The organism is Rhizorhapis sp. SPR117 (assembly GCF_021742065.1).
Window position 1 is genome coordinate 1 of record NZ_JAKKIE010000023.1, and the last position, 14,913, is coordinate 14,913.

The window sequence follows — 14,913 nt, forward strand, 5'->3', positions numbered from 1 at the left end:
TATCTCCTTTGCTCTGACCCCCAGGCGAGCAACGCAGATCGGAGCCAAAATGGCTCCCGGCAGTCATTGGGTCTAAGATTGAAAACGTCGCCAACATTCACGCGTCCATTTACGGGATTGAAAAACAGCGTGAGCCGACCGTCGCTCAACTGCTCGCGCACAGAGAATTTTTCTGCGATTTCATCAGGCAAGATGATCTCGCCGCGATGGACAGGGCGGCGCAAATAGTCATTTTCGACATCAGTGCGACACGCGACCGGCCTCGTGCGATTGATCGGAATCTCCAATCCAACTTTGATTGGCTTTTCCTCAAACCGCACGAAGGTAGGGTTGTGACGCAGGTTAAGCTTTCCGGTTCCCGCCTCGCCACCATCTTTGCCGCCTGAGGCGGGCATTTTGATTTCAGGAACCTTGCCGGTCAGCAAAGCCGCGAGATTGCGATCCTGCTTCAGTAGACGCTCGAACAATGTATTGTTCTGGGCCTTGGTGGCATTCTCCAATTCTTGCTGCGCGATCTTGTTTTGGAGCGTGCGGAGTGGCTCGGAATCCCGAATGATGGAGGTGACAAGACTGCGATAACGCTCGCCCCAGGTCGTGTTGCTCACATTCTCGCGGTCGCCCTTCCAAATGGCGTTGTGCGCTTTGAACGTAAGTCCGCTCGCATCAACCACCACGACAACGCGATCTTTCAAGGCGGGCAGCTTACAGGTTTGCGCGAGATAACCGCGCGTCTCCTTATATTGCACTTGTCCGTTTACCGCGTGGAAGACGCGAAACTTGCTCCCCTTCAACCATTGCGGTTGATGGTCCGACGATTTCAACGGAATTGCGGAAACCACAATTTCCCCAAGTTCGGGGTCTTGCTGACTGCCAACGAAGATCGGTTGGTCACCATCCGCCGCAACGTCATCCTCATCGTCCAGCTCCGTTTCCTTGTGGGAGCGGAGCAACAAAAACTCCATGCCGTAGAATGAGCGCGCATCGACGCCGAGCGCGCGGTCTCCTGTCCGCTTCTTATCGGGCGTTTGGCGAAGATCGAGAATGCGGAACGGCAAAATCGTCTCGACGAGATTTTCGTTGAGTGCTTCACGTGCACCGCGAAAGCTCAGAAAACTACGCCCCACATTGTAATCGTAGAGTTTGACCACGGTGCCGGTCTCCAGCAACACGCCGTCATAGGTGTTTCCGGCCGTCGTTTTCAGCGGATAGAGATAATCCATGTCGAAGCTGGGAATGGCACCATCCGGCAAGGTGAAGAACTGCACGACCGGCATCATGTCCGAGGTGTCGGGGCGCTGTCGCATGATCGTCCACGCCCATGGCGCTTTGCCGTCATAGCGGCGCGACACGATCAGCTTGAACCAGCGTTCGCCGCAATAGCGCAGCACGCCGGATGATCCCATGTTGTATTTGCCTTGCACGAAGGGGATCGACTTCTTGTTGCCCGCGCTGAGCGAAAGAAACGTGCTTGTGAAATCCTCTGCGCGTTGCCCTTCGCCGTTATCGATGAATGTGTAGCACGGAAGCCCGTCGGCTTGCCGACGCGAGCCGGTAACGCCGATCACAAGATTTTTGATGGCAAAATCCTTGAGCCAAGGGTCTTTCGGATCAAGCGCGCTCAATTTCCCGCCGTGAAGTGACGGCGCAACCAGAGTGCGCACGGCATCATACATATTTTGCGGGGTCGGCGCGGACTTTCCTCTTGGATCAATGCCCTTCTGGTAGGCATGCCGGGTCAAGACGGCATCAACCATGTTGGTCATCAACTCAGTAAGCGCCTTGCCGCCGTCTGATGCTTGGTTGGACACCACATTGAAGTTGGTCTCACGATCATCGAGCAACGCCCAATTGTTGGGATCTGCCATTTCGGGCGTCGCATCGATGATGGCTTGAACGTCGGCCTCCGATTCTGCACGCAGAAGGGCAAGACATGTGCTTTTGCTATCAAAGGCCATTGGTTTTCCTTCTAATCAATCGAGCGTAAACAGGGCGGATGCTTGCTTCTTAGAGGCAAGCTCAAAACGCTTGCGGCAGGCGGAAAGCTCGTCCTGTAGCGCCTTAAAGATCTTCGCTACATCGTCGTCCAAGTAGTCGTAGTTGGAACGATTCGAGAGATTTCCGATGAGCTGGATGGCCTTCAGGGCGCTTGAAACCCGACTGCTAGCCAGCTTCTTGAACTTTTCCCTATCCTCTGTGCGAGCCATGTCCGTATCCTTTCAATATATGGGGTATGAACGCGTATATATCGGAAATATACGGGCCTGCAAGGATAATTGTTCGAGACTTGGCTGGCAGGGAAGGCTGCGCTCATGGGCGACTGGAATCCCCCCGCAAAGATAAACGAAAGCGGCCCATATACGCGTATATAAACTAGTTGCCGAAAGGCCGACTTGACTATACTTAAATATAGTCATGGATGACGGCACGCCTCACTTCGGAACCCAGCAAGCTGCTGAGAAACTAGGCGTTTCCAAGCAAACGCTTTTGCGATGGTTTCGCGAAGGGCGGGCCAGTGACCCTGCCAAACGCGACCGTAACGGTTGGCGTATTTTCAACCAGAACGACGTTGAATCTATCAAGCAACAGGTGGCCGGATTGTGACCGCCGCTACCTCCAAAGTTTCACCCGCAGAAGTTGGAAAAGCCAGATTCATTGCGCTCGATTTTTTCTGCGGTGCAGGGGGGACGACTCGTGGGCTCATCGATGCTGGCGGATATGTAATTGCTGGTATCGACAAAGATTCCCGCTGCGAAAAGACCTACGTTGAAAACAACATCAACGAATCCGTCGATTATGCCCCGGTTCGCTTCCTCGATATGGATATCTTTCCCGCAACGGAGGCATATCCTTCGGGGCAGCAAGCGGAGTTGATCGAAAGAATCGATGGCCTGCTGGATTATTACAAAAGCAAGGCAAAGGACGTTCCCGTCCTGTTTGCGATTTGCGCACCTTGTCAGCCATTCACGCGCCTATCGAAGAAGGAACTCAGCGATAAGCGAAAGCGTGGCCGCGAACGGGACAGCAATTTATTGCTGGAAGCTGCGAAGTTTGTTGCCCGATTTAAGCCGGAAATGGTTCTTTCGGAGAACGTGGCTGGGATCAAAGATGCGCGATATGGCGGCATTTGGGATGAGTTTCGCGCGACTCTCGCCGACCTCGGCTATGTGACTGGCTCAAAGGTCGTCTGCACCTCCAAATTCGGTGTGCCGCAATTCCGTAAGCGGTCCATACTTGTCGCGGTCCGCAGCGACATGGTGAGGCCAGAGCGGTTTGCAGACGTGTTGCAAACTGAATTGCTCGTCCCGGACTACGATCCAGATTCGCGTACCGTCAGCGTCGCCGAAGCTATCGGGCACCTCCCGTCAATTGGTGCCGGTGAGTTCAACGATGAGATTCCCAATCACCGGACGCGGTCTTTGTCCGAACTCAATCTTCAACGGATCAGCTCAGCAAAGCCGGGCGAGTCCAACAGCTACATGGCTGATACAGAGCATGGTGACTTGTCTCTTGCCTGCCATCGCCGGGTGAACGAGCGTCTGAAAGCACGCTGCTTCACCGACGTTTACACGCGGATGCATCCGGACCGTCCATCGCCGACCATTACGACAAAGTGCCACAGCATCTCAAATGGGCGGTTTGGGCATTTCGACACCGAACAGCATCGTGGAATTTCGCTTCGCGAGGCTGCCATCTTGCAGTCGTTCTCTGATGATTATGTGTTCTATCCGCTCGATGGCGTTGATCCAGTCGCTCGAATGATAGGGAATGCGGTGCCCCCTAAATTGGCCGAATTTTTTGCAGGTTATGCGGTTACGTCGTTGCAAGTCGAGCAGCCGCGCGCACGCGGTCAAGGCCGCTAAGCAACTCGCTGATTCCTGCGGTCAAGTCGCATTGCCAAACCGTCACCACTTCCCACCCGTCCTTTTCCAGAGCACTGCTTACGTCATCATCCCGTTGGCGGTTGCGGGCGATCTTATCTGCCCAAAAGGTCTCGTTTGTCTGAGGCAATTTTCCACGTCTGCATGAGTGTCCGTGCCAAAAGCAACCATGCACAAACACCACAGTACGATAGCGCGGCAATACGATGTCAGGACGGCCAGTGAGGTCCTTCCGGTGGATGCGATAGCGATAGCCAGCGGCATGAAGCGCCCGCCTGACGGCCAGTTCTAGCGCGGTATTCTTCCTCCGCACGCGGCTCATCAATCTGCTTCGGTCTTCAACGGAAAGCGAGTCTGCCATGTCGCTGGGAGCTTAACGCATTTTTCCAATAGGATAACGGGTGCGCATTTGATGGCGCTAGACGGAATCTGATGCCCCATTGATGCCCCGTGCGCGGACCCACATCGCAAATCACATCTAAGTTATTGAAAAGTGGTGGACGCACTAGGGCTCGAACCTAGGACCCGCTGATTAAGAGTCAGCTGCTCTACCAACTGAGCTATGCGTCCACTGATGCCGGGAATTCATTGCGTTGAAGCATGAAATCATCGTGTCAGGAGGGGCGGTTAGCATGGGTTTTTCGGTCATGCAACGATGAAATGCGGCAATTTTCAATCCTTGGAATCACCAGATGCTAATTCTGATACAGTCCGCCGCCCCTTTTTTGCTGTTGGCGGTCGATTGCCATGATCATGCCGATGCACAGCATGATTGTCAGCATCGATGATCCTCCATAAGACATGAGCGGCAATGGAATGCCCACGACGGGGGCAAGGCCCATGACCATCATCAGGTTGACCGCGATATAGAAGAAGATTGTGGTCGTCAGGCCACCTGCGGCCAAGCGCGAGAATTTATCCTGGCTGCGCAGGGCCACTTTGATGCCCCAGCGTAGCAGCAGCATGAAGGCGAAGATCAATGCCACGCCGCCGACCAGCCCCCATTCTTCGGCCATGGTGGCAAAGACGAAGTCGGTATGACCTTCGGGCAGGTAATTGAGGTGGCTCTGCGTGCCGTTGAGGAAGCCTTTGCCGAATATACCACCCGAACCAATCGCGATTTTTGACTGGCTGATATGATACCCGGCACCCAGCGGATCGCTCTCCGGGTCCATGAAAATCAGAATGCGTTTTTGCTGATAATCATGCAGAAAGCTGAAGGCGAGGGGCACAATCGCTGCGCCTGCCAATCCCGATCCGATGAACAGGCGCAGTGGCAATCCCGCGAGGAATGCCACTGTCACGCCCCCGACAACGACGGTCGTCGCTGTGCCAAGGTCGGGTTGAATCAGGATCAGGCTCGCCGGAATGCCGATCAGCACCAGTGTCGGCCAGATGGCGGTCCATTTGCGTATTTCTCCGGCCGGCAGCAATGAATAGAAGCGCGCGACCGCCAGAACGATGGCTGGTTTCATCAGCTCCGATGGCTGCAATTGCATGAAGCCCAGGTTCAGCCATCGCTGGCTGCCGCCACCCACCGCGCCGATTAGTTCGACGAGGACCAGCAATATGCAAATCCCGGCGTAGATTGGAAAAGAAAGTTGTTTGAATATGTTGACCGGCAAGCGCGACACGATGATGGCCATGACCATGAAGACGCAGAAACGCAGGCTTTGCGCCGCTGCCCATGGCGTAAAACTTCCCCCGGCCGCACTGTAAAGTACGATAAGTCCAAAGCTGGCGATGGCTGTGATCAGGAACAGTAACCGCCAGGGAAGGCGGGCGACTGCGTCGGGGACAAGCGGGGTCATTGGGTGCCTGCTTCGCCCACGGCATTTTCCAGGGGCAATATGATTTCGCCGCGCTTGATCGCCTCCTCCATCGCGATCTTTGCCTTATATTGCTGCATCTTGACGGCCATGCGTTCTTTTATTGTGCCGCCCCAGGCCTTTTCCAGCGGTTCCAGCATGGCCATCGCCTTTTCCCGGTCATAGAGGAAGGTGAGCACATCGCGCGCCACGGGATAGGCGGCGCTTGATCCTCCGCCATGTTCAATCACCACCGATGCGGCATAACGCGGATTATCGAACGGCGCATAGCAGATGAACAGGCCATGGTCGCGAAATTGCCACGGGAGACTGAGATTTGACCGTACGCCGGCACGCCGTTCCGCCATGGTAATACGCCGCACCTGCGCCGTACCGGTCTTGCCGGCCATCAATATGTCGGGAATGGGGAGGCGCGCGCGACCGGCGGTGCCGGGACCGTTTACCACATCGCTCATCGCCTGATGGACATAATCCAGATGTTCAGGCGAAATTCCCAGCGAGCGAGGTCGTGGCTGATTTTTGTCCAGGACAAAACGCGGCATCAATTCCAGGCCCGATGCGATCCGCGCTGCCATGATCGCAAGCTGCGTCGGATTGGCCAGCATATAGCCCTGGCCAATGGTGGCGTTTACGGTGTCGTAGCGTTCCCATGACGTGCCGTATTTCTTCATCTTCCACCGGGGATCAGGTACGGTGCCATAGCTCTGGGAAGGGAAGGGCAGGGGATACTCCTGCCCCAATCCCAGGCGGCGCGCCATGCTGGCGATCTGCTGCATACCGATCTGCTGGGCGAAATGATAAAAATAGACGTCGCAGCTCTGATAAATACCCTTCGCCATGTTGACGGTGCCATGCCCGCCGCGCTTCCAGCAGTGGAAGAGCCCGTTACCTACCCGCAAGGCGCCCGTGCAGACGGTTGTCGCATTGGGGTCCAGTCCCGCCTCCAGGAATGACAGGGCAACCATGGGCTTGACCGTCGATCCTGGTGGGTAAAGGCCCTGCAACGTCTTGTTCCGCAGAGGAACATGGTCATCCTGCGCCAGCATGTTCCATTCGGCATGGCTGATGCCGTCCGAAAAGCTGTTGGGATCGAAACTCGGCATGGACGCCAGTGCCAGCGTGTCACCCGTCAGGCAGTCCACCACGACCACCGAACCGGACTCCGGGCCCAGCCTGCGCGCAGCATAGGCTTGTAGATCAGCATCAATGGTGAGCTTGACGACATCGCCAGGCGTGTCAGGGCGGGTCGTCAGTTCGCGCACCACCTTGCCGCGTGCCGTCACCTCCACGCGCTTGGCGCCTGGCTTGCCGGTCAGTTCCTTGTCAAAGGCGCGCTCCAGTCCATCCTTGCCGACTTTGAACCCGGGGGTGATGAGCAGCGGATTCTTGTTCTTCTCATAATCTTCGGCCGACGCGGTGCCAACATAGCCAATCAGGTGGCCGACAGCAGCGCCCGCCGGGTAATTGCGAGAGAATCCACGGGCTGGCGCAACTCCGGGCAGTTCGGGTAAGCGGACGGAAACCGCCGCATATTGCGCATAATCGAGCTTGTCCGCCACCTGCACCGGCTGGAATCCAGCGGATTTATCCAGATCTGACTTGATCCGCTCCACTTCGTCCGGGTCGAGCGAGAGCAGGTTGGCCAACGAAGCGATCGTCGCATCCTTATTGTGCAGACGATCGGGAATGATGTCGACGCGAAAATCGGTGCGATTATTGGCCAGCGGCTTGCCATGACGGTCGATGATCCAGCCCCGTCGCGGGGGGATAAGCGTCAGGTTGACCCGATTGCTTTCGGACAGGAGCTGATAATGTTCGTTTTCCGCGACGCTGATCCACGTCATGCGTGCGGCAAGCAACACACCGATCCCGCCCTGCATTGCACCCAATACCATGGCGCGACGGGTAAAGGTGAAGGACTGACTGGCTTCGGTTGCGGTACGCCCCTGGCCACCGATACGGTTGGAATCCGGCATCAGGGCAATCGCCACCGGTCGATCAAAGCGCACAACCGTACTGCGGTGGGAAATAGCAAAATCGATAAAGCAATTTGTGGCAAAACAACCAAGATCGAGCCTCCGCCCGTCAAAAGGCGGGCAAAGTAAAATCCACCCAACAGACAAAAGCTAATCGAAACAGCGGCAATTAGCCAGTCCTGCCAGTAATCCCGCCATAAAAGTTTATTGCTCAGCATCTCAATGCCGACCAGCGTTACCGTCCACAGGAACATGGCGCTGCCTAACGGCTGCCCGCTCATGATGTCATCGAACAAGCCAAGCGGCACCGCAATCCACACCGGCCACAGTTCGGGGCGCAACAGGCGCCAGGCCAACAGTATGAGCAGACCAAAGGGCGGCATGGTCGGCGTAACGGCAATCAGGGGCAATATCGTCGTCGCCGATCCCAGCATCACCGTGACAACAGGCGTTCCTTGCGTTCGCAAGCGCGATCGATCTTCCGCGATGGTGGAGCGGGAGCGTGGCATTACGGTTCGGTTTGCCCCGACTGGTTCCGCAAATCTGCTTCATTCAACGGGTCTTCAACATCGCCCATGATACTGGGCTGAAAGATTTGCTGCACAATGACCGTATCCACTCTTGCAGGGTTGGCGAGCGGAATTGCAATCGCGGTGTCGCCATCGATACGCAAGATAATCGCTACCGGAATGTTGGGCCGGTACAATCCGCCTGTTCCCGATGTGACCATGGTGTCGCCCGGTCTGAACGGGTTCTTCGCCATGCTTATGGGCCTGATTTCTACCGATCCGTCGCCTCTGCCAGTTGATATGCCCGCAACATTGTCTCGCGCGCGGCGTATCGGCACAATGTTTTCAGGATCGGTCAGAAGCAGGATATTGGCGGTATTGGGTCCGGCCTCGTAAATTCGTCCGATAAGGCCTTCGCCCGCCCGCACCGGTTGGCCCGGCATCACGCCTTGTCGGCGGCCAGCGCTCAATCGCGCAAAGCGGCGCGTGCTGCTGGCAGTTGAACTGATCATATGCGCCGCAATCGTTTTGTCATTTTCCGATTCGGTCAGTTTCAGCAACCTTTTAAGCTGGCGGTTCTCCTGCTCAATCGCCGCGGCCTCAATGATCCGTGTGCGATTCGCATCGACCTGGCGTCGCAATGCGGCATTTTGCGATCCCGCCCGCACATAGGCCAATATCTGTTCGTCGGCGCTGCCGATGCCGCTGACCAGAGTTCGCAAGGTTGCGGAAACGGGACGGGTAATCTCTGCCGCACTGTTCCGGATAACTGCAAAGCCTGTGGGATCGATGACCGAGATGATGATGAGCAATAGACCAAGCAGCGCCCCCGCGACCGCTATCACATAGCTCACGAACAGTCCGTATTGCGCCTTGCGGTTATGACCGGGGCGCCGGCTGGGGGGCGGCGCCATGTGCGCTTTCCCCCGTCAGGCCGTTTGCAGTACGCCGCGGAACATTGGATCTTCCAACGCGCGTCCTGTTCCGATGGCAACGCAGGTCAGTGGATCGTCGGCAATCGTAACGGGCAATCCGGTCTCATCGCGCAATTCTTCATCCAGCCCTTTCAGCAACGCCCCGCCGCCGGTCAGGACAATGCCCTGATCGACAATATCGGCGGCGAGTTCCGGCGCGGTGTTTTCCAGCGCGATCCGCACGCCTTCGACTATCGTGCCGATGGGTTCGGACAATGCTTCGGCGATCTGGCCTTGGTTGATGGTGATTTCCTTGGGCACGCCGTTCACGAGGTCCCGGCCCTTGATATGGATGGTTTCGCCTACGCCGTCCGGCGGCGTTTGCGCTACGCCATATTCCTTCTTGATCCGTTCGGCGGTGGCTTCACCGATCAGCAGGTTGTGGTGGCGGCGCACATAGGAAACAATGGCTTCATCCATCTTGTCCCCACCCACGCGGACCGATGTGGTGTAGGCAAGCCCCCGCAGCGAGAGCACCGCCACCTCCGTCGTGCCGCCGCCAATGTCCACGACCATCGAACCGATGGGTTCAGTGACCGGCATGTCGGCACCGATTGCAGCGGCCATGGGTTCTTCGATCAGGAACACCTGGCTTGCGCCGGCATTGCTGGCGGCATCGCGAATCGCGCGGCGTTCAACCGAGGTGGAGCCACTGGGCACACAGATCACGATTTCGGGCCAACTCGGGAAACGGCGATGACCATGCACTTTGTGAATGAAGTGCTTGATCATCTGCTCGGCGATGTCGATGTCGGCAATAACGCCGTCGCGCAGAGGACGAATCGCTTCGATGGAAGCGGGTGTCTTGCCCATCATCAGTTTGGCGTCGTCGCCAACGGCTTTCACCCGCTTGACGCCGTTGATGGTTTCAATGGCTACGACGGACGGCTCGTTCAGCACGATTCCCTTGCCGCGCACATAGACGACGGTGTTCGCGGTGCCGAGATCGATCGCCATATCGTGCGAGGAAAATTTGAAAAATCGTGAAAAAATCATCTGTTTTCCTGTCCAGCCGGTTCAGCCCATGGGCGGGGCCGTTACGCTATAGTCCCTCATTCCCGCGGGCGCAAAGCCGGCCAAATAGGTATTGCATAAATGTTCAGGCAGCGGGTCGCGGAATGCGTTCGCTTGGGCTAGTGACGTGCATATGTCAATACGTCGCCTGCCCGAACATCTGGTCAATCGCATTGCCGCTGGCGAAGTGGTTGAAAGGCCTGCCAGTGCGCTGAAAGAATTGGTTGAAAACGCCATTGATGCCGGTGCGGCGCGAATCCATGTGCGTCTCGTTTCGGGCGGACTCGATATGATCGAGGTCAGCGACGATGGTTGCGGCATGTCGTCGTCCGATATGGTCCTTGCGCTGGAACGGCACGCCACCTCGAAATTGCCCGATGACGCTATCGAAAATGTCGTGACGCTGGGCTTTCGCGGGGAAGCCTTGCCCTCCATCGGCAGTGTGGCACGCCTCAGCCTCGAAAGCCGGCAGGCAGGTGCCGACGGCTGGACCCGGATCGTCGATAATGGCCTGTTGGTCGAGGAGGGGCCTGCCGCCATTCCGCCCGGCACGCGCATCCGCGTCGAACAGCTTTTCGGAAAAGTACCCGCACGCCGGAAATTCCTGCGTAGCGCCCGGGCGGAATATGCCGCCTGCGCCGACATCGTCCGTCGCCTTGCGATGGCACGGCCTGACATCGGCTTTACATTGGAACATGATGGACGTCGCAATATCGCGGTTCAGCCGGGTGAAAGCCGAGAGGCGCGGGTTGCGGCCCTGACCGACCGTGAATTGGCCGACAACCACGTCATCGTGACGTTAGAGCGTGAAGGCGTACAGGTCAGCGGGGTTGCGGGCCTGCCAACCTATCATCGCGGTGTTGCCGACCATCAGTTTCTGTTCGTCAACGGGCGTCCGGTGAAGGATCGCTTGCTCGTGGGGGCGGTGCGTGGAGCCTATGCGGATCTGCTGGCGCGCGACCGGCATCCGGTAGTGGCGCTGTTCATCGAACTGCCGCCCGGTGAAGTCGATGTCAACGTCCACCCGGCCAAGACCGAAGTGCGGTTCCGCGAACCCGGCATGATCCGCGGCATGATCGTCAGCGGCCTGAAGCGCGCGCTGGATGAGGCGGGATTCCGGTCCGTCCAGCGCCCTTCCACTGGCGCGCTGGGCAATTGGCAGCAGGAACCGATGGCATCGCCAACCCCCATCGGAGCCATGCCGATTTTTACCGAACAGCCTTATTATCAAGGTGTTGCGGATCATCGTTCAACTTTTACCACACCGCCGCCGCAGGCCCGCGCCGAACCCGCCTATGCACCGCCGCCGGAAAGTCAGAACTTCCCCCTTGGCGTTGCGCGCGGGCAGGTCGCAAAAACCTATATCGTTGCAGAGGCCGAAGACGGGCTGGTGATCGTTGACCAGCACGCAGCTCATGAACGGCTTGTCCTTGAACGCATGCGCCGGGCCATGGATGGCAGTGGTGTTGCATCACAGGCGCTGCTCCTTCCTGAGGTTGTGGAACTGGATGAAGCAGCCTGTGACCGGCTGGAAGCGCGTATTGGTGAACTGACTGAATTCGGGCTGGATCTGGAACGTTTCGGTCCCGCTGCCATGCTGGTCCGCGCCACGCCTGCGATGCTGGGCAGTGGGGACGTCAAGGGCCTGATCGCCGACCTTGCCGACGAACTGACCGCCTATGATGAGGCGCTATCGCTAAAAGAACGGCTCGATCACGTCGCTGCCACCATGGCATGCCACGGGTCGGTCAGGGCAGGGCGGGTGCTGTCAGTTGCCGAAATGAACGCGCTTCTGCGCGAAATGGAAGTCACCCCGCATTCAGGGCAGTGCAATCATGGTCGCCCGACCTGGGTGAAATTGGGTCATGGAGACATAGAGAAATTGTTCGGACGGAAGTAAGCCTTTCATTCCCTTCCCATCAACACGCCTGCCAATGCGGCCCGCCAGCCCGCCAACCTGTTGCTCCTGTCACTGGTACTTATTACCGGGGCAAATGTGCGGCATTGCCCAATCATTCCTGCCGCCGCCTCCCGTAAGGACGGGTACATCCCGCATCCCACCGCCGCCAGTATCGCCGCACCTTTTGCGGTAGTTTCCACGAAATCAGGACGGATGACGGGCACTTGCAAGATATCGGCCAAATCCTGCGCCATCCAGTCGTTGACGCTCATTCCGCCGTCGATACGCAATTCGCTCCACGGCGCACCATCGGCGGCAAAGGCGGCTTGCAGATCGTGCGTCTGATAGGCCATGGCTTCCAGTGCGGCACGCACGATATGCGCTTTGGCCGATCCGAGGCCAAGCCCGGAAATCTGCCCGCGCGCATGCGGGTTCCAATGGGGCGCGCCAAGACCGCTATGGGCCGGGACCAGATAGACGCCTCCATTATCCTCGACCTCTCGCGCCAACGCCTCACTTTCCGCAGCGCTTGCAATCAAGCCCAGTGTGTCGCGCAACCATTTGATCAGGCTGCCGGCGACGAAGATCGATCCTTCCAGCGCATAATGCCGCACGCCGTCCTGTTGCCAGCCAATCGTCGACAGCAACCGATGTGCGCTGTGCCGCCGCTGCGTTCCAGTCACCGACAGGATGAAGGCGCCTGTGCCATATGTTGCCTTGCATTGTCCCGGCTCAAGGCATCCTTGCCCGATGGTGGCCGCCTGCTGGTCCCCGGCAAGCCCGCAAATGGGCAGCGCCAGTCCGAACAGCGCCGGATCACATGTGGCAAGATGACCGATATTGTCCACGACCCGTGGCAATGTTGACGGCTTGACGTCAAACAGGGCCAGTAGTTCATCATCCCAACAGCCCTGCTCTATGTCCATCAGGCTGGTTCGCGACGCATTGCTGGCATCGCTGATATGCAGCCCGCCGGTCAGCCGGAATATCAGATAGCTTTCGACTGTCCCCACGGCCAACGCATCCCCGGCAGCCCGCAGATCGGGCCAGTTTTCCAGCGCCCAGGCGATCTTGGATGCCGAAAAATAGGGATCGAGCAACAGCCCCGTCTTTTTGGTCACCATGGCCTCATGCCCGGCTGCCTTCATCCGGGCGCATATGTCGGCTGTGCGCCGGTCCTGCCAAACGATGGCGGGGGCCAGCGGCTCTCCTGTCCGCCGATCCCAGAAAACCACTGTTTCACGCTGGTTGGTGATGCCGATGGCGGACAGCAGGCTGGTGTCTTCAACCTGTCCGACAACAGTCTGGATACAGGCAAGCGTCCGATCCCAGATCTGGGCCGCGTCATGTTCTACCCAGCCGGGTTGGGGGTAATGCTGGTCGATTTCCTCCTGCGCCATGGCCAGGCAGTGCCCGGCCCGCGTGAATATCAACGCGCGGGTCGATGTCGTGCCCGCGTCAATGACCAGAATCAGCCGGTTTTCCATTGGTGTCCGCTCTCCTTCTCCCGCTGTCGAACATAGGCCCAAAAAGACTGTCATCAAAAGCCCTCTCAGGCGATTTACGCCGGACGAGAGAACGACTATCTGCATTGCCATGCGTGCCTGCGTCTTGCGGGCCGCCAGCAGGCGGTGTGGAATGAGAACACGGGATCAGGCCGAAATGGAACGCCGCAGGGATCGGCTATTGGCCGCGCTTGCACTTATCGGGGGCGTCGGGCTTGTTCTGGCATTGCCTTTCGCGCTTAAGGCGGGATCGGCGTTCTTCCTGCCGTTGACGGCCGCGCTGGTGATAGCGATTGCCCTCGTGCCCTTTCTGGAATGGATGGAGCGGCGCGGGGTGCCATCGAAGCTGGCTGCGCTTATCGCGGTGATTTCCTTTCTCATGGTTGCCAATGTCGCGCTGGTGCTCATCATCGTGCCTGCGACCGATTGGTTCAGCGCCTTGCCTGACCGGATCGAACAGATTCAATCCAATCTGGCTCCGATCATAGATTTTTATTCGCAACTTCAACGCTTTGTTGATCAAACCGTGCAAATGTTGGCAAGTGGAACGATTGCCGCCGCGCAAACGGCGGCTGTCGAAGCGCCGCGTTCCCTCCTCGAACTGGCGGCAACATCGGCGCCATCCGTCATTGTCCAGATGTTGTTTGCAATATTGGTGATCTATTTCTTTCTCGCAGGCTGGACGAACCTGCGTAATCAGACAATCAGCAGCCGGGGCAGCTTCGATGGGGCGTTGACCGTTGCCCGCGTGATCCAGAATGTTGTGGATGCGACGTCAGCCTATGTCACCACCATCGCCGTTATCAATCTAAGCCTGGGGCTTGCCGTGGCGCTGGCGCTGTATCTGATCGACATGCCATCGCCGCTGATGTGGGGCGGTATTGTCGCGCTGTTCAACTTCATTCCCTATTTCGGCCCCATATTGGCAGCGGTGTTGATGGGCCTTGGCGGGTTGATGGTATTCGACGATGTCTGGCTGGCATTGCTGCCTGCGCTCATTCAGGTCAGCTTTCATGTGGTGGAGGCCAATGCCATCACGCCGCTGGTGCTGGGGCGGCGGTTGACCATGAATCCGTTGCTGATCCTCGTGTCGCTCAGCTTCTGGGGCTGGGTATGGGGAACGCCCGGTGCATTGCTGGCTGTGCCGCTGCTCATCATCTTGCAAACCGTGATTGCGGCGGCGGGCAAGCCTGACATCGCTGGATTCCTGTTCGAACACGGCACATTGATGCCTCGCCCGCGGGAGGAATTTTCAGATAATTCGGTCAAGAGCAGTCAGGATGGTTGACAGGGGTGACAGCCTCTTCTAACTGCGCCTCCTCACCGCA

Annotated in this window: 13 protein-coding genes and 1 tRNA gene; 4 read left to right on the top strand and 10 right to left on the bottom strand. The window is 57.8% G+C overall.

The window, feature by feature from the left end:
• Both L3X40_RS10405 and L3X40_RS10410 read right to left on the bottom strand, forming a co-directional pair.
• The coding region (locus tag L3X40_RS10405; RefSeq protein ID WP_237365580.1) for a hypothetical protein at window positions 1–1,955 on the bottom strand (1,955 nt) is incomplete at its 3' end.
• 15 nt (window positions 1,956–1,970) lie between these two features.
• Complete coding sequence (locus L3X40_RS10410) at window positions 1,971–2,204, bottom strand: hypothetical protein (RefSeq protein WP_237365581.1); 234 nt, start codon at window positions 2,202–2,204, stop codon at window positions 1,971–1,973.
• Window positions 2,205–2,412: 208 nt separating this feature from the next.
• Between L3X40_RS10410 and L3X40_RS10415 the strand changes: the two genes are divergently transcribed.
• Both L3X40_RS10415 and L3X40_RS10420 read left to right on the top strand, forming a co-directional pair.
• Entirely contained in the window at window positions 2,413–2,601 is a 189-nt protein-coding gene (locus L3X40_RS10415) for a MerR family transcriptional regulator (RefSeq protein ID WP_237365582.1), read from the top strand.
• Complete coding sequence (locus tag L3X40_RS10420) at window positions 2,598–3,860, top strand: DNA cytosine methyltransferase (RefSeq protein WP_237365583.1); 1,263 nt, start codon at window positions 2,598–2,600, stop codon at window positions 3,858–3,860. Before L3X40_RS10415 ends, L3X40_RS10420 begins: the two co-directional genes overlap by 4 nt.
• Here the strand turns inward: L3X40_RS10420 and L3X40_RS10425 are convergent.
• The 7 genes from L3X40_RS10425 to L3X40_RS10455 form a co-directional block, all read right to left on the bottom strand.
• Complete coding sequence (locus tag L3X40_RS10425) at window positions 3,811–4,239, bottom strand: very short patch repair endonuclease (RefSeq protein WP_272907942.1); 429 nt, start codon at window positions 4,237–4,239, stop codon at window positions 3,811–3,813. The two genes, L3X40_RS10420 and L3X40_RS10425, sit on opposite strands and share 50 nt — an antisense overlap.
• Window positions 4,240–4,372: 133 nt before the next feature.
• A tRNA-Lys gene (locus tag L3X40_RS10430) sits at window positions 4,373–4,448 on the bottom strand.
• 125 nt (window positions 4,449–4,573) lie between these two features.
• The gene (rodA, locus tag L3X40_RS10435) at window positions 4,574–5,689 is read right to left on the bottom strand and encodes a rod shape-determining protein RodA (RefSeq protein WP_237365585.1); all 1,116 of its coding nucleotides are present in this window, start codon (window positions 5,687–5,689) and stop codon (window positions 4,574–4,576) included.
• Window positions 5,686–7,683 carry a penicillin-binding protein 2 gene (gene mrdA, locus L3X40_RS10440; protein WP_237365586.1) on the bottom strand — a complete coding sequence of 666 codons (1,998 nt, stop codon included), beginning with the start codon at window positions 7,681–7,683 and terminating at the stop codon, window positions 5,686–5,688. The genes rodA and mrdA overlap by 4 nt, the downstream gene beginning before the upstream one ends.
• Window positions 7,683–8,192, bottom strand: a complete 510-nt coding sequence (mreD, locus tag L3X40_RS10445; protein ID WP_237365587.1) for a rod shape-determining protein MreD — start codon at window positions 8,190–8,192, stop codon at window positions 7,683–7,685. The genes mrdA and mreD overlap by 1 nt, the downstream gene beginning before the upstream one ends.
• A complete protein-coding gene (gene mreC, locus L3X40_RS10450; RefSeq protein ID WP_237365588.1) occupies window positions 8,192–9,106 on the bottom strand; it encodes a rod shape-determining protein MreC in 915 nt (304 codons plus the stop codon). The genes mreD and mreC overlap by 1 nt, the downstream gene beginning before the upstream one ends.
• Before the next feature lie 15 nt (window positions 9,107–9,121).
• Window positions 9,122–10,162: a rod shape-determining protein gene (locus L3X40_RS10455; RefSeq protein ID WP_237365589.1), complete on the bottom strand. Its 1,041-nt coding sequence runs from the start codon at window positions 10,160–10,162 to the stop codon at window positions 9,122–9,124.
• 151 nt (window positions 10,163–10,313) lie between these two features.
• On the opposite strand from L3X40_RS10455, the gene mutL reads away from it, so the two are divergent.
• Window positions 10,314–12,080 (top strand): DNA mismatch repair endonuclease MutL, encoded by a 1,767-nt coding sequence (gene mutL, locus L3X40_RS10460; protein WP_237365590.1) that lies wholly within the window; start codon window positions 10,314–10,316, stop codon window positions 12,078–12,080.
• 5 nt (window positions 12,081–12,085) lie between these two features.
• Here the strand turns inward: mutL and L3X40_RS10465 are convergent, their stop codons facing one another.
• Window positions 12,086–13,567, bottom strand: a complete 1,482-nt coding sequence (locus tag L3X40_RS10465; protein ID WP_237365591.1) for an FGGY family carbohydrate kinase — start codon at window positions 13,565–13,567, stop codon at window positions 12,086–12,088.
• Between the two features lie 151 nt (window positions 13,568–13,718).
• On the opposite strand from L3X40_RS10465, the gene L3X40_RS10470 reads away from it, so the two are divergent.
• Window positions 13,719–14,873, top strand: coding sequence for an AI-2E family transporter (locus tag L3X40_RS10470; RefSeq protein ID WP_237365592.1), 1,155 nt, complete (start codon window positions 13,719–13,721; stop codon window positions 14,871–14,873).
• Window positions 14,874–14,913 lie beyond the last annotated feature (40 nt).